General features: G+C 68.1%; 22 protein-coding genes. 3 read left to right on the top strand and 19 right to left on the bottom strand.

Annotated elements, in window-relative coordinates:
* Positions 1-41: 41 nt before the first annotated feature.
* From AC1MBE_RS14350 to AC1MBE_RS14260, 19 genes are all read right to left on the bottom strand, one after another.
* Entirely contained in the window at positions 42-992 is a 951-nt protein-coding gene (locus AC1MBE_RS14350; protein WP_479779177.1) for a Ppx/GppA phosphatase family protein, read from the bottom strand.
* Positions 989-1,657 carry a DUF501 domain-containing protein gene (locus tag AC1MBE_RS14345; protein ID WP_479782623.1) on the bottom strand — a complete coding sequence of 223 codons (669 nt, stop codon included), beginning with the start codon at positions 1,655-1,657 and terminating at the stop codon, positions 989-991. Before AC1MBE_RS14345 ends, AC1MBE_RS14350 begins: the two co-directional genes overlap by 4 nt.
* 141 nt (positions 1,658-1,798) lie before the next feature.
* On the bottom strand, positions 1,799-2,548 hold the full coding sequence (locus AC1MBE_RS14340) for an FtsB family cell division protein (protein WP_479779176.1): 750 nt from the start codon (positions 2,546-2,548) through the stop codon (positions 1,799-1,801).
* 108 nt (positions 2,549-2,656) lie between these two features.
* Positions 2,657-3,937: a phosphopyruvate hydratase gene (eno, locus tag AC1MBE_RS14335; protein WP_346959465.1), complete on the bottom strand. Its 1,281-nt coding sequence runs from the start codon at positions 3,935-3,937 to the stop codon at positions 2,657-2,659.
* Between the two features lie 128 nt (positions 3,938-4,065).
* Positions 4,066-4,737: a MazG nucleotide pyrophosphohydrolase domain-containing protein gene (locus AC1MBE_RS14330; protein ID WP_479782621.1), complete on the bottom strand. Its 672-nt coding sequence runs from the start codon at positions 4,735-4,737 to the stop codon at positions 4,066-4,068.
* A gap of 64 nt (positions 4,738-4,801) precedes the next feature.
* The gene (locus AC1MBE_RS14325; protein ID WP_479779175.1) at positions 4,802-5,977 is read right to left on the bottom strand and encodes an adenosine deaminase; all 1,176 of its coding nucleotides are present in this window, start codon (positions 5,975-5,977) and stop codon (positions 4,802-4,804) included.
* A 32-nt stretch (positions 5,978-6,009) separates the two neighbouring features.
* Positions 6,010-6,735, bottom strand: a complete 726-nt coding sequence (locus AC1MBE_RS14320) for a DedA family protein (protein ID WP_479779174.1) — start codon at positions 6,733-6,735, stop codon at positions 6,010-6,012.
* A gap of 181 nt (positions 6,736-6,916) precedes the next feature.
* Positions 6,917-7,573 carry a DedA family protein gene (locus AC1MBE_RS14315; RefSeq protein WP_479779173.1) on the bottom strand — a complete coding sequence of 219 codons (657 nt, stop codon included), beginning with the start codon at positions 7,571-7,573 and terminating at the stop codon, positions 6,917-6,919.
* 145 nt (positions 7,574-7,718) lie between these two features.
* Positions 7,719-9,041, bottom strand: coding sequence for a thymidine phosphorylase (locus AC1MBE_RS14310; RefSeq protein ID WP_479779172.1), 1,323 nt, complete (start codon positions 9,039-9,041; stop codon positions 7,719-7,721).
* Positions 9,038-9,481: a cytidine deaminase gene (locus AC1MBE_RS14305; protein WP_479779171.1), complete on the bottom strand. Its 444-nt coding sequence runs from the start codon at positions 9,479-9,481 to the stop codon at positions 9,038-9,040. The genes AC1MBE_RS14310 and AC1MBE_RS14305 overlap by 4 nt, the downstream gene beginning before the upstream one ends.
* A 2-nt stretch (positions 9,482-9,483) precedes the next feature.
* Complete coding sequence (locus AC1MBE_RS14300) at positions 9,484-10,824, bottom strand: ABC transporter permease (protein WP_479779170.1); 1,341 nt, start codon at positions 10,822-10,824, stop codon at positions 9,484-9,486.
* Positions 10,821-12,074: an ABC transporter permease gene (locus tag AC1MBE_RS14295; RefSeq protein WP_479782619.1), complete on the bottom strand. Its 1,254-nt coding sequence runs from the start codon at positions 12,072-12,074 to the stop codon at positions 10,821-10,823. The genes AC1MBE_RS14300 and AC1MBE_RS14295 overlap by 4 nt, the downstream gene beginning before the upstream one ends.
* A 280-nt stretch (positions 12,075-12,354) precedes the next feature.
* The gene (locus AC1MBE_RS14290; protein WP_479779169.1) at positions 12,355-13,968 is read right to left on the bottom strand and encodes an ABC transporter ATP-binding protein; all 1,614 of its coding nucleotides are present in this window, start codon (positions 13,966-13,968) and stop codon (positions 12,355-12,357) included.
* 170 nt (positions 13,969-14,138) lie between these two features.
* Positions 14,139-15,248, bottom strand: a complete 1,110-nt coding sequence (locus AC1MBE_RS14285; protein ID WP_479779168.1) for a BMP family lipoprotein — start codon at positions 15,246-15,248, stop codon at positions 14,139-14,141.
* Positions 15,249-15,557: 309 nt separating this feature from the next.
* Positions 15,558-16,583, bottom strand: a complete 1,026-nt coding sequence (locus AC1MBE_RS14280) for an NADP-dependent oxidoreductase (RefSeq protein ID WP_479779167.1) — start codon at positions 16,581-16,583, stop codon at positions 15,558-15,560.
* Positions 16,580-17,011 (bottom strand): organic hydroperoxide resistance protein, encoded by a 432-nt coding sequence (locus AC1MBE_RS14275; RefSeq protein ID WP_479779166.1) that lies wholly within the window; start codon positions 17,009-17,011, stop codon positions 16,580-16,582. The genes AC1MBE_RS14280 and AC1MBE_RS14275 overlap by 4 nt, the downstream gene beginning before the upstream one ends.
* 54 nt (positions 17,012-17,065) lie before the next feature.
* Positions 17,066-17,515: a MarR family winged helix-turn-helix transcriptional regulator gene (locus tag AC1MBE_RS14270; protein ID WP_479779165.1), complete on the bottom strand. Its 450-nt coding sequence runs from the start codon at positions 17,513-17,515 to the stop codon at positions 17,066-17,068.
* Positions 17,516-17,695: 180 nt separating this feature from the next.
* The gene (locus AC1MBE_RS14265; RefSeq protein WP_479779164.1) at positions 17,696-18,895 is read right to left on the bottom strand and encodes an amidohydrolase; all 1,200 of its coding nucleotides are present in this window, start codon (positions 18,893-18,895) and stop codon (positions 17,696-17,698) included.
* A gap of 125 nt (positions 18,896-19,020) precedes the next feature.
* Positions 19,021-20,178: a mannose-1-phosphate guanylyltransferase gene (locus tag AC1MBE_RS14260; RefSeq protein WP_479779163.1), complete on the bottom strand. Its 1,158-nt coding sequence runs from the start codon at positions 20,176-20,178 to the stop codon at positions 19,021-19,023.
* A 307-nt stretch (positions 20,179-20,485) separates the two neighbouring features.
* Between AC1MBE_RS14260 and sdhC the strand changes: the two genes are divergently transcribed.
* The 3 genes from sdhC (at position 20,486) to sdhA (ending at position 23,271) form a co-directional block, all read left to right on the top strand.
* Entirely contained in the window at positions 20,486-20,866 is a 381-nt protein-coding gene (gene sdhC / locus AC1MBE_RS14255) for a succinate dehydrogenase, cytochrome b556 subunit (protein WP_082576094.1), read from the top strand.
* Between the two features lie 2 nt (positions 20,867-20,868).
* Positions 20,869-21,351 (top strand): succinate dehydrogenase hydrophobic membrane anchor subunit, encoded by a 483-nt coding sequence (locus AC1MBE_RS14250; protein ID WP_479779162.1) that lies wholly within the window; start codon positions 20,869-20,871, stop codon positions 21,349-21,351.
* 120 nt (positions 21,352-21,471) lie between these two features.
* Complete coding sequence (gene sdhA / locus AC1MBE_RS14245) at positions 21,472-23,271, top strand: succinate dehydrogenase flavoprotein subunit (protein ID WP_479779161.1); 1,800 nt, start codon at positions 21,472-21,474, stop codon at positions 23,269-23,271.

The following is a 23,271-nucleotide window of genomic DNA, read 5'->3' as shown; positions in this document are numbered from 1 at the left end:
CGGGTCCGCCCGTGCTGGGCGGCGCCGGTACGGGCGCGGGGCTAGCTGATGCTCAGGGCAATCCCGTCAAGAATATCGTGTTCGCTGGTGATGGCAGTTTTGATGCGGCCGTCTGTGACGTCCGCCATGCGTTCCAGTACGCGGCGCCAGACGAGGCCGCCGGCACCGATCACGTCCACCCGGCCGGGATGCATGTACGGCAGGGCGGCGCGGTCCTCGCGGGCCATGTTCAGCAGCGAACTGCAGGCGTCGCGGGCGGTCTCCAGCTCCAGTTCCGTGCCGTGGATGGCCGCGGCCGAGTACTCGGCCAGCTTCAGGGCGTGGGCGGTGATGGTGGTGACGGACCCCGCGACGCCGATCACGGCGGTGGCGCGGTCGAGCGGTACGGTCAGCGCGGCATGGCTGATGGCGGCGTCGACGTCGGCCTCCGCGGCGGCGATCTGTTCCGCCGTGGGCGGGTCGGCCTGCAGGTGCCGTTCGGTCATCCGGACGCACCCGACGTCGACGGACTTGGCGGCGATGACGCCGTCGGCGTCGCCCAGCACGAACTCGGTGCTGCCGCCGCCCAGGTCCACCACCAGCACCGGGTCCTTGCCGCGCGAGGGCAGCACGCTGCTGGCGCCGGCGAAGGACAGCGCGGCTTCCTCGTCGCCGCTGATCACCTCGGGTTCGACGCCGAGCAGTTCCCGGACGCCGTCGATGAAGACCTGCCGGTTGCGGGCGTCCCGGGTGGCGGAGGTGGCCACGAAGCGGATCTTCCCGGCCCCGTGGCGGCGGATCAGCTCGGCGTAGTCGGCGGTGGCCTCAAGGGTGCGGTCCAGCGCCTCCTGGGCGAATTCGCCGGTGGCGTCGACGCCCTGCCCGAGCCGGACCACGCGCATTTCACGGACGACGTCGGTCAGCTTCGGCGAGGTGCCGCCGGCGGCGCCGACATCGGCGATGAGCAGGCGGATGGAGTTGGTGCCGCAGTCGATGGCGGCCACGCGGGTCACTGGGCCGCTCCGGTGCCATCGTGGGCCGCGTCAGCGGCGCGGGACTTGCGCACCGGGGCCGGCCGTCCGACGAATTCCGGCAGGCCCTGCGGGCCGTGGCGGCTCAGGTCCCGCGAGGGGGCCTCTCCGCCGGTGTCCCACGCGCCGTCGCAGTAGCACCGGTCGCGGGTCCACCACTCGCTGATGGCCGTGAGGGCCTCGTCGCCGAGCGGGTTGATGCCGGGGCCGGCGGCCAGCGCATGCCCCACCAGGACATGCAGGCATTTGACGCGGGTGGGCATGCCGCCGGCGGAGATCCCGTCGATCTCCGGGACGGCACCGATGCCGGAGCGGGCGCCGATCTCGTCACGGGAGCGCAGGTACGCTTCGTGCGCGGCACGGTAATCCGCGGCCAGGGCGTCGTCGGCTCCGAGCCGGTCGTTCATCTCGTTCATCAGCCCGGCTGCCTCGAGCCGGGACACGGCCGAGGTGATGACCGGGTGGGTCAGGTAGAAGGTGGTGGGGAACGGCGTGCCGTTGCTGAGCCGCGGCGAGGTCGCCGCCACCAGCGGGTTGCCGCAGACGCAGCGGGCGGGGATTTCGACGACGTCGCGCACCGGCCGCCCCAGCTGGCGGCTCAGCACGTCGAGGTCGCGGGCCGACGGCTGGCGGGACTCGGCCGGCACAGGGGCGGCGTCCTCGGGGGTCGCGTTGTTGGGGTTCCCGGCTGCCGGGGACTGGTCCACTCGGTTCTGGTCCACTGGCGCGGCACCTTCCTGCCCTGTTGGAATCACCGGGTGGCGGTAATCCGGCGGCGGGCGCCGCTCCTAGTCTGTTGCCGAACGCCGGATGGACTCCCAGAGAGTGTCCACCCACGGCAGATTGGCCGGGTCTGTGGCTGTTGCTGCTGAGGCGCCGGCACCGGAGGTCGCGGCAGGCAGATCGCTGCCGTAAACCCAGTAGCCGGTTTCGCCGGGCATAACCATGTTAATGCGGTCGCGGGCTTGTTGCTTCACATAGTTCGGGTCCTGCCAGCGCGAGACCTGGCGTTTCAGGTCCGTCTGCTTCGCCTGCTTGGCCGAGATATCCGCTTCCAGCGCCGCTATTTCGGCGCGTTTTTCGAGGAAGATCCGGACCGTGGGCGCGAGCATGATGGTGATGGCGATCATCACGACGCCGAGCGCCAGCAGCCGGCCGGAGAAGGCCTTGGCCGGAACGGGGTCCAGCCCGTCGGACTCAGCGGATTGGCCGGGTTTCGCGGACGCCCCCTTAGAGGGCCCCTTAGCCTGCCCGGCGCTGCCGGCGGAAGGCCTGCCCGCGGGCTTGGCGGGGGTGCCGCTGCCGGCGGTTGTCCTGGCTGCCGGCGCCGTTCCCTGGGCCGGGGCGCGCAACCCGGCGCCCGCCGCTTCGGCAGCGGCCCGTCCGGCGTCGTGGTTGACCGGCCGGCCGGCGTCGTGCCGCGCACCGCCGAAGTCCGCCTGGATGACGTCACCGCCGCTGGCTTCCCCCCGGCCGGTGGCCGCAGACTTCGGGGCCGCAGCGGCGGCCCGGGGAACCTTGGGACGGCGGGTTGCCATGTCACTCCTTCAAACAGGCCAAAAACCGGCCACAATAGAACCGGCCAAAACAGAACCGGTGGCCATGGTCTTTCCACCATAGCCACCGGTTCCTGGTTTTTGCGGCTACTAGCCCTTGAAACGCGGGAACGCGCTACGTCCGGCGTAGCGTGCGGCGTCGTCGAGTTCCTCTTCGATGCGCAGCAGCTGGTTGTACTTCGCGACGCGCTCGGAGCGGGCCGGGGCGCCGGTCTTGATCTGGCCGGCGTTGGTGGCCACCGCGATGTCAGCAATCGTGGTGTCCTCGGTTTCGCCGGAGCGGTGCGAGGTGATGGTCGTGTAACCCGCGCGCTGGGCGAGGGACACGGCGTCGAGGGTCTCCGTCAGTGAACCGATCTGGTTGACCTTGACCAGCAGCGAGTTGGCGGTCTTGGAGTCGATGCCGGTCTGCAGGCGCTCCGGGTTCGTGACGAACAGGTCGTCGCCCACGATCTGGACCTTGTCCCCGATCGAGTCGGTGAGGGTCTTCCAGCCGTCCCAGTCGTTCTCGTCCAGCGGGTCCTCGATGGAGACCAGCGGGTAGTCGGCGACCAGCTCGGCGTAGTAGGCGCTCATCTCGGCGGAGCTCAGGGTCTTTCCCTCGAACTGGTAGGCGCCGTCCTTGAAGAACTCGGAGGAGGCGACGTCCAGGGCCAGGGCGATGTCCTTGCCCGGGGTGTAGCCGGCGTTCTTGATGGCTTCCTGGATCAGGTCCAGGGCGGCGCGGTTGGACGGCAGGTTCGGGGCGAAGCCGCCCTCGTCGCCGAGGCCGGTGGCCAGGCCCTTGGACTGCAGGACTGCCTTGAGCGCGTGGTAGACCTCGACGCCCCAGCGCAGGCCCTCGGAGAAGGTTTCGGCGCCGAGCGGGACAACCATGAATTCCTGGATGTCCACGTCGGAGTCGGCGTGCGAGCCGCCGTTGAGGATGTTCATCAGCGGCACCGGCAGGACGTGCGCGTTGGGGCCGCCCAGGTATTTGTAGAGCGGCAGGTCCGCCGAGGCAGCCGCGGCGTTGGCGACGGCCAGGGAGACGCCGAGGATCGCGTTGGCGCCCAGCTTGCTCTTGTTGGCGGTGCCGTCCAGGTCGATCATGGCCTGGTCGATGCTGCGCTGGTCGGTGGCGTCGAAGCCGATCAGGGCCGGGGCGATCTGGTCGATGACCGCGTCAACGGCCTTCTGGACGCCCTTGCCGAGGTAGCGGCCCTTGTCCCCGTCGCGGAGTTCTACGGCCTCGTGTTCGCCGGTGGAGGCACCGGAGGGAACTGCTGCGCGGCCGATCTGGCCGTCGGAGAGCAGGACTTCAACTTCTACGGTCGGGTTGCCACGGGAATCGAGGATCTCGCGGGCGTGGATGGCATCGATAAGCGCCATGAATATGCTCCTTTGGGTGAAGCGATCTGCTGGGAATCTGACTGCTGGAAATCTAGCGGTGGATCAAGCTGGAAACCGACGTCCTCGTCGCCCCTAGCCTAGTCGAGAGTGGGGTAAGTTACGGAAAGCTATCCAGTCCCCGGACGCGGTGCTGCGGCGCCGGCGCCGCCCGGCCGGGTGTCCTGGAAGCGGCGGTTGGCGCCGCGCAGGGCGCGTTCGGCGTCGAGTCCGTTGCGCCGGGCCGCCGCGACGATGCCAAACAGCAGCTCGCCGAGCTCCTCCTCGGTCGCCGGGGCGGGGGTTGCCGGGGCACCGCCGACGGCGGTCGCTACAGCGGGCGCGGCGGCCTCCGGGGCGGGCGGAGCGGCCTCCGGCCCTGCCGGGAGTCCGGCGCGCTCGGCCCGGTCCAGGAGCTTCTGCGCCCGCGCCAGTGCCGGCAACGCCGCGGGGACCCCGTCGAAGGCGTGGCCCCGTTCCGGCTTCTCGGCCTGCTTAACGGCGTCCCATTTCAACACGATCTCCTGCACCGTGGCCGGGAAGGAGTCCTGCAGGGTGCCGTCGGGGCGGAAGACGTGCGGGTTGCGCCGGATCATCTTGTCCCGGAGGCCGTGAGCGACGTCGTCGAAGGTGAAGGCGCCGCGTTCCTCGGCAAGCCGGGCGTGCAGCACCACCTGCAGCAGGACGTCGCCCAGTTCGGCCTGCAGTTCGGCGTCGCCGCCGTCGGCCTCGATGGTTTCCGCCACCTCGTGGGCCTCCTCGAGGAGGTACTCCACGAGGGATTCGTGGGTGAGGGCACCCATCCAGGGGCAGTGGACGCGCAGCTCGCTGATGCAATCGACCAGCGCGCCCACTGCGTTGGAGTCCTTAGCCAAGATCGGCGTAGGCCTCGTTGATGTACTCGACCAGGGCTTCCTTCTCCTCCAGCGGCAGGAACGCGGCTTCGGCGGCGTTCAGCGTCAGCTCGAGCAGGTCGTCCAGGTCGTAGTCGAAGGTCTCCACGAGCAGTTCGAACTCGTCGGTGAGGGTCACGCCGCTCATCAGCCGGTTGTCCGTGTTGATCGTGACGTTGAAGCCCAGCTGGTAGAGCATGTCCACCGGGTGGCTGTCGATGCCCTCGCCGAAGCCCGCGATGGCGCCGGTCTGCAGGTTGGAGGAGGGGCAGATTTCCAACGCGATGCCGCGGTCCCGGACCCAGCTGGCGAGCTCGCCCAGGGTCACGAGGCCGATGTTGTCGTCGACTTCGTCGCTGTCCGAATCGACGGCGGCGGCGCCGGCTGCGTCATCGGCGTCCTCGAATTCGACGGTGACGTCCTCGGCGATCCGCACGCCGTGGCCCAGGCGCAGCGCCCGTCCGTCGACCAGGGCGGACTGGATGCTCTCCAGCCCGGCGGCCTCGCCGGCGTGGATCGTGGCCGGGAAGTTGTGCTGGGCCAGGTAGGTGAAGGCGTCCTTGAAGCGGGACGGCAGGAAGCCGTCCTCGGCTCCGGCGATGTCGAAGCCGACGGCGCCCTTGTAGCGGTGGCGGACGGCAAGTTCGGCGATTTCCTGGCCGCGGTCGGCGTGGCGCATGGCGGTGATCAGCTGGCCCACCTGGATCTCGCGGCCGGTCTCGGCAACGGCGTCGACGCCTGCGTCGAGGCCGGCCTGGACGGCCTCAACGGCGTCGTCCAGGGACAGGCCCTGCTGCAGGTGCTGTTCCGGGGCCCAGCGCACCTCGCCGTAGACGACGCCGTCGTCCGCGAGGTCCTCGACGAACTCCTTGGCGACGCGGAACAGGCCTTCCTTGGTCTGCATCACCGCGATGGTGTGGTCGAACGTTTCGAGGTAACGGACCAGCGAGCCGGAGTCAGCGGATTCACGGAACCACTCCCCCAGCGCGACCGGGTCGGTGGACGGCAGGGTGTGGCCGGCCTTTTCGGCAAGTTCAATGATGGTGGCCGGACGCAGTCCGCCGTCCAGGTGGTCGTGAAGGGAAACCTTGGGGAGGCCCTTCAGGTCGAATTCGAGGTCAGGGGCAGCGTCAAGAATAGTCTCAGTCACGTTCCAACCATAGGGTCGGACGGCGCCGCGCGCTACTTGCCGACGGGGCCGGTCTCCGCGGACCGGGCGGTCAGCACGGACTCGGGCCGGGGAACCGCGGCGGGCTCCGCCGCGGTGTCCTCCGCCGGCTCGGTGTCCCCCGGCTCGTCGTGCCGGCCGAGGCGCTTGTGCCACCAGCGCAGCACGTGGTCGACGGCGATGCCGAGGACGATCGCGAAGACGACGGCGATCCCGGCGCTCAGGAGCGGGTTGTGGTGCAGCCAGGGGAAGGAACTGGCGAGGATGCCGATCCCGATCGAGTAGAGGACCCAGGTGACGCAGGCGAACGCGTCCAGGAGGAAGAACCTGCGGTGCGGGAAGCCCGTGGTGCCCGCGACGTAGTTGACGGCCACCCGGCCCCAGGGGATGTAGCGGGCCGTGAAGATCAGGACGGCCCCGCGCTTTTCCAGTTCGTAGCGGGCCCAGGCGAAGACCCGCTGGACCTTGGGCTTGCGCATCCAGCGGAACCGTTCGATGCCGATCTTGCGCCCCAGCAGGTAGGCCATGTTGTCGCCGGCGATGGCGCCGACCAGGGCGGTGAGGCCGAGGATCCAGAGGTTGGGCTGGCCGCTGTGCCGGGAGTACGCGGCGAGGGCCACAATCAACGTCTCGCTGGGGACCACCATGGCGAAGCCGTCGACGAAGAAGAACACCAGCAGGAGCGGATAGATCCACCACTGCCCCGCTGCATGGAGCACGGCCTCATTAATGAACTCCACGCGGGCTGTGCTCCTAGAAAACTGATGGGGGACGTACCCGGGACGGACAGGACTTACGGCAAAGCGCACACGGCACAGACGTGACGTGAATCGCACCTAAGTGTCCCACGGGCGGGGCATCTTGCGCTACGCGCACGGCACCATGAATCCGGTGCCGGCGCGGGCGGTTCCGGCGCGGGCCCTAGCCGTCCGCCGGCGGCACGGCCCGGCCCCGGCCCCTGTCGTCCGTGGCCGGCTCCCCCGGCGCCCTGCCGCGCAACCGGCCGAGGACGACGTCGACGGCGATGCCGAGGATGACCGCGCAAATGATCGCAATGGTGGCACCCAGCAGGTGGTTTTCTTCGAACCATTGCCCGAAGAACAGGCCGATGCCTACCGAATAGCCGGCCCACAGCACCGCGGACAGCACCGTCAGGCCAACAAAACGGGAGTGCGGGTAGCTGGTGGCACCGGCGGTCAGGTTGACGGCCACCCGTCCGATCGGGACGAACCGGGCGACCATGATCAGTGACGCGGGCCGTTTGCGGAGTTCGTTGCCGGCCCAGAGGAACGCCCGCTGCGCCCGGTACCCGCGCATCCACGCCCAGCGCCCGGTTCCGGTGGCACGGCCAATCAGGTAGGCGATGTTGTCCCCGGAGAAAGCGCCGGCGGCTGCCACGGCGATCAGCAGGAGCGGGTTGGGCACATCGGCCGAGGCGGCGACGGCGGCCAGGCCCACCACCACCGACTCGCTGGGAACCGGCGGGAAGAAGCCGTCGATCAGGCAGCAGGCAAACACGAGGACCAGGACCCAGGGTTGGCCTGCGGCTGCCAGGATGAAGTCGTTGATTGCCTGCACGGTTTCCTAACGCACGGCGGTGCCCGGTTTCTCCCGGAAATACTGTGGTGCCAGTGTACTGCCGGCCCCGCCGCGGTTGCTCTCTCACTTGTGGTCCCTGAACACGGGGTTTAGGGACCATAAGTGAGAGAGCAACCGGAGGGACCTAGGCGATGCGGTCGATGATGAGCTGCTGGGCCGGGCGGGATCCCTCGGGGGCGATCACGGCTGCGTGTTCCAGTGCTTCTTTGGCCCGCTCGAACTTCTCCGGGGTGTCCGTCAGCAGGGTCATCAGCGGCTCGCCGGCCCGGACCGTGGCGCCCGGCTTGGCGTGCATCCGCACGCCGGCTCCGGCCTGGACCTGGTCCTCCTTGCGGGCACGTCCGGCGCCGAGGCGCCAGGCCGCGACGCCCACGGCCATGGCGTCGAGCTCGACCAGCACGCCGTCGGCCGGCGCGTAGATGGTCTCGGATTCCTTGGCCACCGGCAGCTTGGCACGGGGGTCGCCGCCCTGTGCCTGGATCATCCGGTTCCAGACGTCCATGGCGCGGCCGTCCTTAAGTGCGGCGCGCGGGTCGGCGTCGTGCACGCCGGCGCAGGCGAGCATCTCCTCGGCCAGCCGGACGGTGAGTTCGACGACGTCTTCCGGGCCGCCGCCGGCGAGGACCTCCACGGACTCCTCCACCTCGATCGCGTTGCCGGCGGTGAGGCCCAAGGGCGTGTTCATGTTGGTCAGCAGCGCCACCGTGTTCACACCGGCGTCCTTGCCCAGGGCCACCATCGTTTCGGCCAGCTCCCGGGCGCGGGCCTCGTCCTTCATAAACGCGCCGCTGCCCACCTTGACGTCCAGCACCAGCGATCCGGTGCCTTCGGCGATCTTCTTGCTCATGATCGAGGAGGCGATCAGCGGGATGGCCTCCACCGTGCCGGTCACATCGCGCAGGGCGTAGAGCTTCTTATCCGCCGGGGCCAGGCCCGCGCCCGCGGCGCAGATGACGGCGCCCACGTCCTGCAGCTGCGCCAGCATTTCCTCATTGCTCAGCGCCGCGCGCCAGCCCGGGATGGACTCGAGCTTGTCCAGGGTCCCGCCGGTGTGGCCGAGGCCCCGGCCGGAAAGCTGCGGGACGGCGACGCCGAACACGGCCACCAGCGGGGCCAGCGGCAGCGTGATCTTGTCCCCGACACCGCCGGTGGAGTGCTTGTCCGAGGTGGCCTTCACACCGCCGTCGGGCCGGCGCAGGCTGGAGAAGTCCATCCGCTCGCCGGAAGCGATCATCGCCGCGGTCCAGCGCGAAATCTCGGCCCGGTCCATCCCGTTGAGCAGGATGGCCATGTTGAGCGCGGCCATCTGCTCATCGGCGATCGCGCCGCGGGTGTAGGCGTCGATCGTCCAGTCGATCTGGGCGGCGCTGAGCACGCCTTTGTCCCGCTTGATGCGGATGATGTCGACGGCGTCGAACGCTTCAGTGTTCTGGGTGGTCTGGGTCACCGGGTTTCCTCCAGGTGTTGGGGGCCAAATGCGTCGGGGAGCACCTGGTCCATCGTCTTGATGCCCTGTGTGGTCATGAGTTCCATGTCCGGGGCCCGGAATTCGTAGAGCAGCTGCCGGCAGCGTCCGCACGGCATCAGCACGTTGCCGTCCGCGTCGACGCAGTAGAAGGCGCGCAGCAGGCCGCCGCCGGTCATGTGCAGGTTGCCGACCAGCGCGCACTCGGCGCACAGGGTCAGCCCGTAGCTGGCGTTTTCGACGTTGCAGCCGCTGACGATCCGGCCGTCCGCGGTGAGGGCCGCAGCCCCGACGGCGAACTTCGAATACGGCGCGTAGGCGTTTTTCATCGCGGTGACGGCGGCGGCTTCCAGCGCTGCCCAGTCGACGCCGGAATCCGGGTTGGGTGCCTGGGCACTGTTATCAGTGATGTTGTCCGCCACGGTCAGCCCTTCACGTACGGGATGCCGCTGGCCGCCGGCGGCCTGGAGCGTCCGACGAGGCCGGCGACGGCGAGCACCGTCACCAGGTAGGGCAGCATCGCCATGAACTGGCTCGGCACCGGGGTGCCGATGATGGTCACGATGCTCTGCAGGTTGTCCGCGAAGCCGAACAGCAGCGCCGCGAAGAAGGCCCCGATCGGGTTCCAGCGGCCGAAGATCAGAGCGGCCAGGGCGATGAAGCCGCGTCCGCCGGAGATCTCCTTGGTGAAGCTGTCAATCGCGACCAGGGTGAAGAAGGACCCGCCGATGCCGGCGACGGCGCCGCCGAGGGTGACGTTCCAGAAGCGGGTGGCGTTGACCTTGATGCCCATGGTGTCGGCGGCCTGCGGGTGCTCACCGACGGCGCGGACGCGCAGGCCCCACTTGGTCTTGAACAGCCCGACCCAGACCACGATCACGGCGATGTACATCAGGTAGCCGATCAGGGACTGCTTGAACAGGATCGGCCCGATCAGCGGGATGTCGCCCAGCACCGGGATGGTGATCGGGTCCAGGTGCGCCGGGGAATTGAACTTGTCCTTGTCCGCCTGCATGACGGTGCTGAACAGGAAGCCGGTGACGCCGGAAACCAGGACGTTGAGCACCACGCCGACGATGATCTGGTTGACCACGTATTTGATGCTGAACAGGGCCAGGATCATGGACACCAGCGCTCCGGCCACCGCCGCTGCGATGAGGCCCAGGAAGGGGTTGTGCGTCAGCGTGGCGATGATCGCGGCCGTGAAGGCGCCGCCCAGGAGCTGGCCTTCGATCGCGATGTTCACGACGCCGACGCGTTCGCAGAGCACGCCGGAGAGGGAACCGAACACCAGCGGCACGGCCAGCGTCACGGACCCGGCGATCAGCCCGGCCAGGGAGATGCTGGTGGTCCGGGCCCCGCCGACCACCCAGATCAGGAACGCGGCGACGAACAGCACAATAAAGGCGACCGCGACCCAGCCCGGAACCTTGCGGTTGCGGGTCTTGAGGAACACGGCGTAGCCGGCCAGCGCGAGCATGATCACGGAGAGGACGATGCCGCCCAGGAACGCCGGAATCTCCAGGGCCGGCAGCTGGAAGAAGTCACTGCCGGTGGAAATGCCGAATTTGGCGGTCTGGTGCGGACCCATGAGGCCGAAAAAGATGAACGCGACGACGGCGAGCACCAGCAGGGTGATCGGGAGTCTCCAGGTCACGGGCTTGGCGGTCACGGCCGTCTTGTGGTGCTTCGGCGACGGGGATCCGCCCCCGAGGGGCGCAGGCTGCGGCTTTCCCGGCTGGGGCGACGTTGCTGTTGTGCTCATGCTGCTACTCCGGTGGTTGCTGCCTTTTTGGATTTGGCGGCCGAGGCGGCCTTCTTCTTGCGCGGGTTCAGGCCGAACACCGCGCGGACCAGCGGCGGGGCGGCGATGAAGAGCACGATCAGCGACTGGACCACCAGCACGATGTCGATCGGGGTGCCGGTCTGGATCTGCATCTGGACGGCGCCGGCGCGGAAGGCGCCGAACAGCAGGCCGGCGGCAAAGGTGCCCCACGGCGTCGAGCGTCCCAGCAGCGCAACGGTGATGGCGTCAAAGCCGTAGGTGGCCGCGACGCCGTCGGTGAGGACCTTTTCGGTGCCGGCCACCTGGGCGACGCCGGACATGCCGGCCAGGGCGCCCGCGATCGCCATCACCAGGATGGTGGCGCGCGGCACATTGATGCCGGCGGTGAGCGCGGCCTTCGGGTTGGCGCCGACGGCCCGGAATTCGAAGCCGATCGTGGAGCGGTTCAGCACCCACCAGACGAAGACGGTCGCAGCGATGGCCAGGATGAAGCCCAGGTGCAGCCGGTACTGGGTGCCCAGGATCTGCGGGTAGACGGCGCTGGGATCCAGGATCGGGGAAATCGGGTTGGTTTCGCCGGGGCGCTGGAAGGCGGGGGTGTTGAGCAGGTACCGCAGGAAGTACAGCGCGATGTAGTTGAACATGATCGTCAGGATCACCTCGTGCGCGCCGGTCCGGGCTTTGAGGAAGCCGACCAGGCCGGCCCAGAGGGCGCCGCCGAGGATGCCGGCCACGAGGACCAGCAGCAGGTGCAGGCCCATCGGCAGGTGCAGCGCGAAGCCGACCCAGGATGCGAGGATGCCGGCCATGATGATCTGGCCCTGCGCGCCGATGTTGAAGAGGCCGGCGCGGAACGCCAGGGCGACGCCGAGGCCTGCGGTGATCAGCGGAGTGGCGATCGTGAGGGTTTCCATCAGCGGGGCGAACTGCCCTGCTGCCCCGCTGCCGCGCGGGTTGAACACGGAACCCTGGAAGAGCGCCACGTAGGAACGGGTGGCGGCGGACCAGACGGCGGAGAAGAAGTCGCTGGGCCGGGCGAACAGGTAGCTGGCGGTGGCGCTGACAGTCTTGTCCGTGCTGGCGATCAGCAGGCCGCCGAGGATCAGCGCGAGCAGCACGGCGAGCACGGAGACCATGCCGCTGCCGGTGAAGATCTTCCGCAGGAGGGAGTCGGGGCCGCCGGGGACGGTGCCGCTCTGGGCCGAGACCGGGACGGCGGAGGGACGCATCGCCCCTCCTGCGGTGTCCAGCGAGGTCGCGGTGGCGGCGTCCGTGGCGTCCGGGGTTTCGGGCGCCGGGGAGGCCGCTCCGGCGTCGGGGGTTTCCGGGGTTTCGGGCGCCGGGGAGGCCGCTCCGGCGTCGGGGGTTTCCGGGGTTTCGGGCGCCGGGGAGGCCGCTCCGGCGTCGGGGGTTTCCGGGGTTTCGGGCGCCGGGGAGGCCGCTCCGGCGTCGGGGGTTTCCGGGGTTTTCAACGGGTCCGGCTCAGCCGCGTGGCGGGGGTGGTTGGTATCAGTCATGGTGCTCTCCTACGGCGCCGGAGCGGGACTCCTGCGCGGGCTGGGCGGCGGGCGCCGGGGCGGCGGCAGCGGCCGCCAGGGTCTTGGTGGTGTCGGCGTGAGCCTCGTCTGGCGACAGGCCGGCCATCATGAGGCCCAGGACGTCGCGTCCGGTGCCGGCGGGCACAATGCCCACCAGCCGGCCCTTGTAAAGCACGGCGATCCGGTCCGCCAGCTCGATGACTTCGTCGAGCTCGGTGGAGATGATCATGACGGGTGTGCCGTGGTCGCGCTCGGCCACGATCCGCTTGTGCAGGAACTCGATGGAGCCGACGTCGACGCCGCGGGTCGGCTGGGAGGCAATGAAGAGGCGCAGCGGGCGCGACAGCTCGCGCGCCATAACCACCTTCTGCTGGTTGCCGCCCGACAGGGTGCCCGCGGCGAGCGAGCCGGACGGGGTGCGCACGTCGAACTCGTCGATCCGGGTCTTCGCGTTTTCCAGCACCTTGGCCGGGCTCATGCTGATGCCCTTGGCGAACGGCTCCTGGTCGTAGCGGTCCAGGATCAGGTTCTCGGCGATCGAGAACGTCCCGATCAACCCGTCCACCGAGCGGTCTTCGGGTACGAAGCCGACGCCGGCCTTGAGCACGTCCTTGACGCTGCGCCCCAGGAGTTCCTCGCCGTCGAGCAGAATGGAGCCGTGGACCCGGTCCTGCAGGCCGAGGATCGCCTCGGTCAGTTCTGTCTGGCCGTTGCCCTGGACACCGGCGACGGCGAGGATCTCGCCACGGGCGATGTCGAAGCTGATGCCGTCCACAACGTGCTGGCCGCTGGGCGCGATCACGGTGAGGTCCTTGACCTGGAACGTGGTTTCCTGCGGCGTGGCGGGGGCCTTGTCCAGGGTGAGGTTGACGGCGCGGCCGACCATCATCGAGGCGAGTTCCGTCGTCGAGGCCGCGGGGCTGGCCGTGCCGACGACCTTGCCTCGCCGGATCACGGTGATGGTGTCCGAGACGGCCTTGACCTCGCGGAGCTTGTGCGAGATGAACACGATCGAGGTGCCGTGGCTCTTGAGCTGGCGCATGATGTCCAGCAGCTCGTCGGTGTCCTGCGGGGTGAGCACGGCGGTGGGCTCGTCCAGGATGAGCACCTTGGCGTCCCGGACCAGGGCCTTGATGATTTCCACGCGCTGCTGGACGCCGACCGGCAGGTCCTCGATCAGGGCGTCGGGATCGACGTCGAAGCCGTACCGGTCGGAGATCTCCTGGATCTTCCGGCGGGTGTCGTCGAGATTGAGGAAGCCGCCCGCCTTGGTGGTTTCCGCCCCCAGGGCCACGTTCTCGGCGACCGTGAACACCGGGACCAGCATGAAGTGCTGGTGCACCATGCCGATGCCGGCGGCCATCGCGTCGCCGGGTCCGCGGAAGCTGACGGGTTTGTCGTCGATGAGGATTGCGCCCTCGGTGGGTTCGTAGAGCCCGTAGAGGACGTTCATCAGCGTCGACTTGCCGGCGCCGTTCTCGCCGAGCAGACAGTGGATCTGCCCGGGTTCAACCACCACGTCAATGTGGTCGTTGGCTACCAGGGAGCCGAAGCGTTTGGTGATCCCCTTGAGTTCAAGTTTCAAAACTCTGACCAATCTCGAAGTATGTCCGGGTCACGGCCCGGATGCCGGTGATGGGGCTGCAGGACCAGCCTAGTGCCTGCGGGCGCGGCCCGGGCGGGGCCGCCGCAACGAAAAGCGCCACAGCCCGTGCGGTCTGGGACCGTCCGGGCCGTGGCGCTTAGCGGCGGAAGTTAGGCCTTCGGGCTGGCTGCGGACTCAACCTTCAGCTTGCCGTCGGCGATGTCCTTCTTGATCTGGTCCAGCTCGGACTTCAGTTCGGCCGGAACCTGGGAATCCAGGTCGTGGAACGGAGCCAGCTGGACGCCGTCGTTCGCGAGGGTGCCGACGTACGGCGTGTTGGTGAACTTGCCGTCCTTGTCTTCCTTCACAACGGTCTCAACGGCCTCGCCCATCTGCTTCATGACGGAGGAGAGCATGATGTCCTTGTAATCCGGGGCGGTGAGGAAGCCGTCGGAGTCAACCCAGATGAGCTTGACGTCCTTGCCGGCAGCCTTCGCTTCCTTCAATGCGGCGCCTGCACCCTTGCCGACCGGACCGGCGACGGGCATCACGATGTCCGCGCCCTGGTCCAGGAAGTTCTGGGTGAACTGCTTGCCCTTGTCCTGCTTCTCGAAGTCACCGGTGAAGGAGCCGTCCTGCTTGGCCTTGTCCCAGCCAAGAACCTTGACGTTCTTGCCCTTCTTCTCGTTGTAGTACTTCACGCCGTCGGCGTAGCCGTCCATGAAGATGGTGACGGTGGGGATCTTGATGCCGCCGAAGGTCGCGACGGTGCCGGTCTTGGTCGTGCCGGCTGCGAGGTAACCGGCCAGGAAGGCGGCCTGGGCCGTGTCGTAGATGATCGGCTTGACGTTGGCGATCGGCTTGTCGTAGCCGAAGTCGATGATCGCGAAGTGCTTGTCCGGGTTCGCGGTGGCCTGCGCCTTGGTGGCATCACCGAGCAGGAAGCCGACCGTGACGGTCAGGTCGCAGCCGGCGGTAACCATGGCGCGCAGGTTCGGTTCGAAGTCGTTGTTGGTCTTCGATTCGACCTGGTTGACCTTGATCCCCAGGTCCTTTTCGGCCTTCTTCAGGCCCTCGTAGGAGGACTGGTTGAACGACTGGTCGTCGAATCCACCGGAGTCGGACACGATGCAGCCCGTGTAGTTGGTAGCGCTGGCGCTGGCGCTGCTGCTGGCGGTCGGGGCGGCCCCGCAACCGGTGAGCAGCAGGGCGGCCGCACCTGCGGTGGCGACGCCGGCCATTGAACCGCGCTTGAAGTTTGCGCGCAGTGAGTTCTTCAAAGTTCCTCCAGGAAGAAAAAGAGATAGGCGCTACGACGGAAGTCCAATGAGTGTCTGCTTCCGGTTTTCCCCCGAAACACTGTTGTCACTGACGGATTCGCAGCACTGCGCCGAGGCGCACTGATGGAAGCTACTTTAGTGTCATGGAACACGTCTAGTAACACACTTCACAGCCGTTTCCCGGATTGTTGAGAACTTGTTACCAACCGGTACCGCCCTCCCTGCGCGAACGCACACTTGAGGCCCCGAAATCCTTAGAAATCGGGGCCCCAAGTGTACGTTCGCGCCCTGCTGATCAGGGCCGCAGGGTCAGATGCGGACCAGCATCTTTCCGGTGTTCGCCCCGTCCAGCAGGTCCATAAAGGCCTGCGGCGCATTTTCCAGGCCGTCCACGATGGTTTCGTCGTAGCGGACGGTGCCGTCAGCCAGCCACCCGGAAAGCTTCTCGACGAACTCCCCCATGTACTGCCAGTAACCGCCGACCAGGAATCCCTTGAGGGTCAACTGCTTGCCGATCGCCAGCATGAGGTTCCGCGGCGCCGGCGTGGGCTCAGTGGAGTTGTACTGCGCGATGGCGCCGCACATGGCCACCCGGCCGCCGACGTTGAGCACCGACAGCGCAGCCTCGAGGTGCTCTCCGCCGACGTTGTCGAAGTAGACGTCGATGCCCTTCTCTCCGGCGGCTTCCTTCAGGAGGTCGCGGACCGGGCCGTCGTGGTAGTTGAACGCGGCGTCGAAGCCCAGTTCCAGGAGGCGGGCCACCTTCTCCGGAGTGCCGGCGCTGCCGATCACGCGGGAAGCGCCCATGGCCTTGGCGATCTGTCCCACCAGGGAGCCGACGGCGCCGGCTGCTCCGGAGACGAAGACGGCCTCGCCGGGCTTGAATTCGGCAACCTTGAGCAGACCCGCGTAGGCGGTCAGTCCGGTCATCCCCAGTGCGCCGAGGAACGCCGACGCCGGCGCCAGATCGGTGCGGGCCGGCGACGTGGCACCGGCGTCCAGCACCGCGTATTCGCGCCAGCCCAGGCTGTGCACGACGGTGTCCCCCACGGCGCGGTCGGCCGAGCGGGAGGCGATCACCTCACCGACGGCGCCGCCCTCCATGGCCGCGTCCAGCGCGAACGGCGCGGAGTAGGACTTCACGTCGTTCATCCGGCCACGCATGTACGGGTCCACCGAGATGAAGAGGTTGCGGACCAGGACCTGGCCGTCCTGCAGCTCCGGCAGGGCCGATTCGGCGAGCCGGAAGTTTTCCGGCACGGGCCGGCCGTGCGGGCGGGACGCCAGCTGGACCTCGCGGGTGGTGGTGGGGAGGGTAGTGATTTCGGTGCTCATGCGGCGACCTCCAGGATCTTGATGTCTACGGTGATGTTGCCTCGGGTGGCGTTGGAGTAAGGGCAAATCTGGTGGGCCTTGGCGACGAGCGACTCGGCGGTCTGCCGGTCCACGGCGGGCAAGGCAATTTCAAGTTCGGCGGCGAGGCCGTAGCCGGGCCCTTCCGCCAGCGCGCCGAAGTGGATCTTCGCGGCGACGGCGGAGTCCGTCAGGTCCGCCTTTTGCTGGCGTCCGACGAGGCGCAGCGCCGAGTGGAAGCAGGCCGCGTAGCCGGCGGCGAAAAGCTGCTCCGGGTTGGTTCCTTCGCCGCTGCCGCCCAATTCCACCGGGCTGGCCAGGGTGACGTTGAGTTTGCCGTCGGACGTCTGCGCGTTGCCGTCGCGCCCTTCGCCGGAGGCCAGCGCCTCGGCCGTATAGAGAGTCTTCATTTCGGTTCCGATCTGTTGGGACGTCAGGGAGGTTTTTAGGGAGAGCGGCGGCGCTCAGCCCCGGGCGTGCAGCGCAGCGGTGAGCCGGCCCAGCGTTTCGCGGAGCTGGTCGAGTTCCGCGGCGGAGAGGCCTGCGGCTTCGGCAAGCCGCTGCGGGATGCCGGTGGCGCGGGCGCTCAGGGCGGCGCCGTCCTCGGTGAGGAATACCTCGACGCGCCGCTCGTCCGCAGCGGACCGCCGTCGTTCCACGAACCCCAGGGCCTCAAGCCGCTTCAGCAGCGGCGAGAGCGTCCCGGAGTCCAGGCCGAGCTCCTCGCCCAGTTCGCGGACGCTGCGGGGCTGGTTTTCCCAGAGCACCATCATCGCGAGGTACTGGGGGTAGGTCAGCCCGAGTTCGTCCAGCATGGGCCGGTAGGCGGCGGTGGCGGCCCGTGAGGCCGAGTACATGGCGAAGCACACCTGCCGGTCAAGCCGGGGCGCATCCAGAGGGGTAGCTTCAGTCATGCTTCAACCATAGCCCACAATTCAATTGCACACAATTCAAACGTGCACAACCCAAAACCGTCTGGCTGAAGGCCGAACGTACACTTGAGGCCCCAAAAATCATTGATTTAAGGGCCTCATGTGTACGTTCGCGCGGGGTGAGTGGGCCCCAAGAATACGTTCGCGCTGGGTGGGGCGGGGTCAGAGGTCGCGGAGGGTGCGGAGGGCCGCCGCCGTGAGCACTCGGATGCCGAGGCCCAGGGCCCGTTCGTCCAGGATGTAATCGCCGCGGTGCAGGTCGTACTCCTCGCCGCCGGGGGTCTTGGTGCCGAGCCGCATCATGGCGCCGGGCAGGTCCGCCAGGAACCAGGCGAAGTCCTCGCCGCCCATGGACTGCGGGGTCAGCACCACGGAGCTCTCGCCGATTTCGGCCCGGGCCGCGGCCTCGATCAGGGCGGTCTCGTGTTCGGAGTTCACCACCGGCGGCACGCCCCGGGTGTGTTCCAGGTGCACGTCGACGCCGTAGGGCGCGGCGATCTGCTGAACCACCTCGTCGAGGATCTCCCCCGCGCTGTGCCAGGCGTCGCGGTCCAGGCAGCGCATGGTGCCGGCCATGTAGCCGCTCGCGGGAATGGCGTTGGGGGCCGAGCCGGCCGAGATGTGCCCCCACACCACGGACACACCGCTGCGCACATCCACGCGGCGGGACAGCACGGCCGGGACGTTGATGGCGATCTGCGCGAGGGCGAAGACGAGCTCCTCGGTCAGGTGCGGGCGCGAGGTGTGGCCGCCGCGGCCGGTCAGTTCAATCTTGATGGTGTCCGACGCCGAGGTGATGGCGCCGATCCGGGTGCCGATCTTGCCGACCTCGATCCGGGGGTCGCAGTGCAGCGCCAGGATCCGCGGCACCCCTTCCAGCACGCCCTGTTCGATGCAGGCATGGGCGCCGCCGGGCATGGTCTCCTCGGCCGGCTGGAAGATGATCCGCACCGTGCCGCCCAGCGGCGAGGACGCGTGCATCCGCTGCAGGATCAGGGCGATGCCCAGCATGGTGGTGGTGTGGACGTCGTGGCCGCAGGCGTGCGTGACACCGTGATTTTTGGAGGCGAACGGCAGCCCGGTTTCCTCGATGATGGGCAGGGCGTCGATGTCGCCGCGGAGCGCCGTGGCAATGGGGCCCTCGCCGACGTCGACCGTGAGCCCGGTGCCCTCGAGCCGGCGCGGCGCCAGGCCTGCGGCTTCGAGGCGCTGGGCCAGCTTGTCCGTGGTGCGGAACTCCTTGAAGGACAGTTCCGGGTGCGCGTGCAGGTCGCGGCGGAAGGCGATCAGCTCCGGCAGGAGTGGCTCCAGCCACGGCCCCACAAGGGTGGTGGGCTCAGCTTCAGTAGTGTAATTGCGCACACAATTACTCTAGCGAGAGTCGGAAAAATAGCGGCATCGCGGTCGGCGGGTTACGCCGCCGCAGGCAATGGGCCGGCGCCGTGGCGGGACCGGGGCCCGGCCACGGCAGCGCCATGGTCAGCGGCCTAGAGCACGTCCGTGTCGCCGCTGGCCTTGAGCGCGTCCACCGCGGCCTTGACCCGCTGGGAGTGCGCCTTCGTGGTCACCAGCAGCGCATCCGGGGTGTCCACGATGACGACGTCCTTGATGCCGATCAGGGCGATCACCCGTTTGGTGTCGGTGACCACCACGCCGCTGGCGTTTTCGGTGAACACGCGGGCGCCTTCGCCGATCACGGTGACGTCGTCGACTTCCTTGGCGCTGTTGAGCCGGCCCACGGAGGCGAAGTCTCCGACGTCGTCCCAGCGGAAGGTGCCGGGCACGACGGCGACGTCCCCGGCCGCCGCGGCGGGCTCGGCGACCGCGTAGTCGATGGCGATCTTGGGCAGCGTGGGCCAGACGCGGGCGGTGACCTCGTCGCGCAGCGGGGTGTCCCACGCCTTGGCGATCTCCTGCAGGCCGGCGAAAAGCTCCGGCTGGTTGGCTTCGAGGTGCTTGAGCATCAGCGAGACCGGAGCGACGAACATGCCGGCGTTCCAGACGTACTCGCCGCTGTCCAGGTACTGCTGGGCGACTTCCTCGCTGGGCTTTTCGACGAATTCGACGACGGTGTGGGCGCTGGGGGCGCCGGGCACGCTCAGCTTGTCGCCGGCCCGGATGTAGCCGAAGCCGGTGGACGGGTGCGTGGGTTTGATGCCGATGGTGACGATCTTGCCGGAGGCCGCGGTGTGGATGGCTTCCCGGACGGCGTCCTGGAACAGCGAGTCGGGGCTGATGACCTGGTCCGCGGCGAAGGAACCCATGATGGTCTCCGGATCGCGCTCGTGCAGGATGGCCGCGGCGAGGCCGATGGCCGCGCCCGAATCCTTCGGCTCGCTCTCGAGCACGAGGTCCGCCTCGTCCACCTCGGGCAGCTGGCGGCACACGGCCTCGCGGTGCGCGGTCCCGGTGACCACCAGCACCTTGCTGCCGGCGAGGGGTTCCAGCCGGTCGTACGTGGCGCGCAGCAGGGTGCTGCCGGACCCGGTGAGGTCGTGCAGGAACTTCGGCGCGGCGGCCCGGGACAGCGGCCAGAGCCGGGTCCCCACACCGCCCGCCGGAATCACCGCGATGAAGCGCCTCAGCGGGGAGTCCGCCGCAGCGCCCTCGGGTGAAACGTGGCTGTCCGTATTCTGTGTAGTCATCACGGGCTACTTTAGCCGAACCCCGCCCGTTGGCCGCGGGGCACGCACGCGGCGCCGGAAGAACCGCGGCGCACGCTGCGCGCACCGTGCGCGCTTGGGGAACTGTCAGCGGACGGTGCGCGAATGTGGCGTTCGTCTCAAATCCGGTCAAAAACCGCGCCGGGCGCCGTCACCATCGATCCGCTGAATTGAATAAGCTGACAGCGAAGCCTAGATTTAGGCTTGAGCTTACGAGTGCTCTCGCAGCAGGCGTTCCCCCCGCGTGGATCCCATGCCAGCGCCGCTGTGTTGCAGGGAGGTTTATTCAGTGCCGACAAAACCAGCTGGCACCTTGTACCGCGGCCGTGAAGGCATGTGGTCCTGGGTTGGACACCGCATTACCGGTGTAGTGATCTTTTTCTTCTTGTTGGTCCACGTGCTGGACACCTCATTGGTGCGTGTGTCCCCCGAGGCCTACACCGCCGTGATCGGCGCCTACAAGAACCCCCTTATGGCCCTGGGTGAAACGGGCCTCGTCGCAGCGATCGTGTTCCACGCCTTCAACGGCCTGCGGATCATCGCCGTCGACTTCTGGAAGAAGGGCGCGAAGTACCAGCGCCAGATGCTGTGGACGGTCCTGGCCCTCTGGGTCGTCGTCATGGTCGGCTTCTCCATCCGCCACCTGTCCCTCGCCCTCGGAGGTCACTAGCCATGGATGCAACGCAGATTCAGAGCCCGCGCGCGGCGAAGGTCGGCGCAGGACGCGTCGCCCCGCAGTACAACCGCAGCGGCTCCTCGAAGGGCAACTTCGAAATGCTGGCATGGCTCTTCATGCGGCTTTCCGGCGTCGTCCTCGTGGTCCTCATTTTCGGCCACCTGACCGTCAACCTGCTGGTGGGCGAAGGCATCCACGCGATCGACTTCGGCTTCGTCGCCGGCAAGTGGGCCGACCCGTTCTGGCAGGTCTGGGACCTGGCCATGCTGTGGCTCGCCATGCTGCACGGCACCAACGGCGTGCGCACCATCATCAACGACTACGCCGAAAAGGACGCGACGCGTCTCTGGCTGAAGGTCGTGCTCTACGCGGCCGCCGCAGCCATCATCATCCTCGGCACCCTGGTGATCTTCACCTTCAACCCGTGCCCCGTGGTCGACGGCGTGCAGCTGCCCGGCGGGTTCTGCCCCGCCCCGTAGCAGCCCGGTCCCCCGGGCGTTGATCCCTGCCTGCCCGCGCGGGCCTAGGATCGCAAGACTTCACTGCGCAGGCTCCGCCGGCGGTGTTTACAGCGAATTTTGAGAGAAAGAGCATCTGGTATGCAGGTCCATAAGTACGACGTCGTCATTGTCGGTGCCGGTGGCGCTGGCATGCGCGCCGCGATCGAATCCGGTCAGCGTGCGCGAACAGCAGTACTGACCAAGCTTTACCCCACGCGCTCCCACACCGGCGCGGCACAGGGCGGCATGTGTGCAGCCCTGGCCAACGTCGAGGAAGACAACTGGGAGTGGCACACCTTCGACACCATCAAGGGCGGCGACTACCTGGTGGACCAGGACGCAGCCGAGGTCATGGCGAAGGAAGCAATCGACGCCGTCCTGGACCTTGAGAAGATGGGCCTGCCGTTCAACCGCACGCCCGAGGGCCGGATTGACCAGCGCCGCTTCGGCGGCCACACCCGTGACCACGGCAAGGCTCCGGTCCGCCGCGCCTGCTATGCCGCTGACCGCACCGGCCACATGATCCTGCAGACGCTCTACCAAAACTGCGTCAAGCACAACGTCGAGTTCTACAACGAGTACTACGTCCTGGACCTCCTGACCGTCGAGGAAGACGCGGTTCGCGAGGACGGCACGCCGTACAAGCAGAAGCGCGTCGCCGGCGTCGTCTCCTACGACCTCGCCTCCGGCGAGCTGCACGTCTTCCAGGCCAAGTCCGTGGTGTTCGCCTCCGGCGGCGCGGGCAAGGTCTTCAAGACCACCTCCAACGCCCACACCCTCACCGGTGACGGCATGGGCATCGCGTTCCGCCGTGGCATCCCGCTGGAGGACATGGAGTTCTTCCAGTTCCACCCGACCGGCCTGGCCGGCCTGGGCATCCTGCTCTCCGAGGCCGCCCGCGGTGAAGGCGCGATCCTGCGCAACTCCGAGGGTGAACGCTTTATGGAGCGCTACGCCCCCACCATCAAGGACCTCGCCCCGCGCGACATCGTGGCCCGGTCCATGGCCAACGAAGTCCGGGAAGGCCGCGGCTGCGGCCCGAACAAGGACTACGTGCTGCTGGACCTGACCCACCTGGAGCCGGCGCACATCGACGCCAAGCTGCCGGACATCACCGAGTTCGCCCGCACCTACCTGGGTGTGGAGCCGTACACGGAGCCGGTGCCGGTCTTCCCGACGGCGCACTACGCCATGGGCGGCATCCCCACCAACATCAGCGCCGAGGTCCTCCAGGACAACGACACCGTCGTCCCCGGCCTCTACGCCGCCGGTGAGGTTGCCTGCGTTTCGGTGCACGGTTCCAACCGCCTGGGCACCAACTCGCTGCTGGACATCAACGTCTTCGGCAAGCGCGCGGGCATCGCGGCCGCGGAGTACGCCAAGACCGCGGACTTTGTGGAACTGCCCGCGGATCCCGAGGCGTACACGCTGAACCTGCTGGAGCACGTCCGCACCGCCGACGGCACCGAGAAGGTGGCCCAGATCCGCAAGGAACTGCAGGACACCATGGACGCCAACATGCAGGTGTTCCGCACCGCCGAGACGCTGAACCAGGTCCTGAAGGACATTGCGTCCTTCGAGGAGCGGTACCAGCGGATCAGCGTCCAGGACAAGGGCAAGCGCTTCAACCTGGACCTGCTCGAGGCCGTGGAGCTGGGCTTCCTGCTGGAGCTCGCCAAGGTCATGACCGTGGCGGCCCTGCACCGCGAGGAATCCCGCGGCGGACACTTCCGCGAGGACTTCCCCGAGCGCGACGACGAAAAATTCATGAAGCACTCCATGGCGTACAAGGATGACCACGCCCCGGCGGACGGTTCCGCCGAGTCGATTGCCGGCATCCGGCTTGCCACCAAACCGGTGGTCTTTACGCGCTACGAGCCGATGGTGAGGAAGTACTAA

It is taken from the genome of Arthrobacter sp. BG5, assembly GCF_056680155.1.
This window is presented reverse-complemented; position numbering and strand designations above follow the sequence as displayed.

Bases quoted from the DNA above. Each gene is read 5' to 3' on its own strand.
- AC1MBE_RS14340 (WP_479779176.1), bottom strand. From the start codon at position 2,548: ATGGCAACCCGCCGTCCCAAGGTTCCCCGGGCCGCCGCTGCGGCCCCG.
- eno (WP_346959465.1), bottom strand. From the start codon at position 3,937: ATGGCGCTTATCGATGCCATCCACGCCCGCGAGATCCTCGATTCCCGT.
- AC1MBE_RS14330 (WP_479782621.1), bottom strand. From the start codon at position 4,737: ATGGGTGCCCTCACCCACGAATCCCTCGTGGAGTACCTCCTCGAGGAG.
- AC1MBE_RS14300 (WP_479779170.1), bottom strand. From the start codon at position 10,824: ATGAGCACAACAGCAACGTCGCCCCAGCCGGGAAAGCCGCAGCCTGCG.
- AC1MBE_RS14295 (WP_479782619.1), bottom strand. From the start codon at position 12,074: ATGCGTCCCTCCGCCGTCCCGGTCTCGGCCCAGAGCGGCACCGTCCCC.
- AC1MBE_RS14280 (WP_479779167.1), bottom strand. From the start codon at position 16,583: ATGAGCACCGAAATCACTACCCTCCCCACCACCACCCGCGAGGTCCAG.
- AC1MBE_RS14275 (WP_479779166.1), bottom strand. From the start codon at position 17,011: ATGAAGACTCTCTATACGGCCGAGGCGCTGGCCTCCGGCGAAGGGCGC.
- AC1MBE_RS14270 (WP_479779165.1), bottom strand. From the start codon at position 17,515: ATGACTGAAGCTACCCCTCTGGATGCGCCCCGGCTTGACCGGCAGGTG.
- AC1MBE_RS14260 (WP_479779163.1), bottom strand. From the start codon at position 20,178: ATGACTACACAGAATACGGACAGCCACGTTTCACCCGAGGGCGCTGCG.
- AC1MBE_RS14250 (WP_479779162.1), top strand. From the start codon at position 20,869: ATGGATGCAACGCAGATTCAGAGCCCGCGCGCGGCGAAGGTCGGCGCA.
- sdhA (WP_479779161.1), top strand. From the start codon at position 21,472: ATGCAGGTCCATAAGTACGACGTCGTCATTGTCGGTGCCGGTGGCGCT.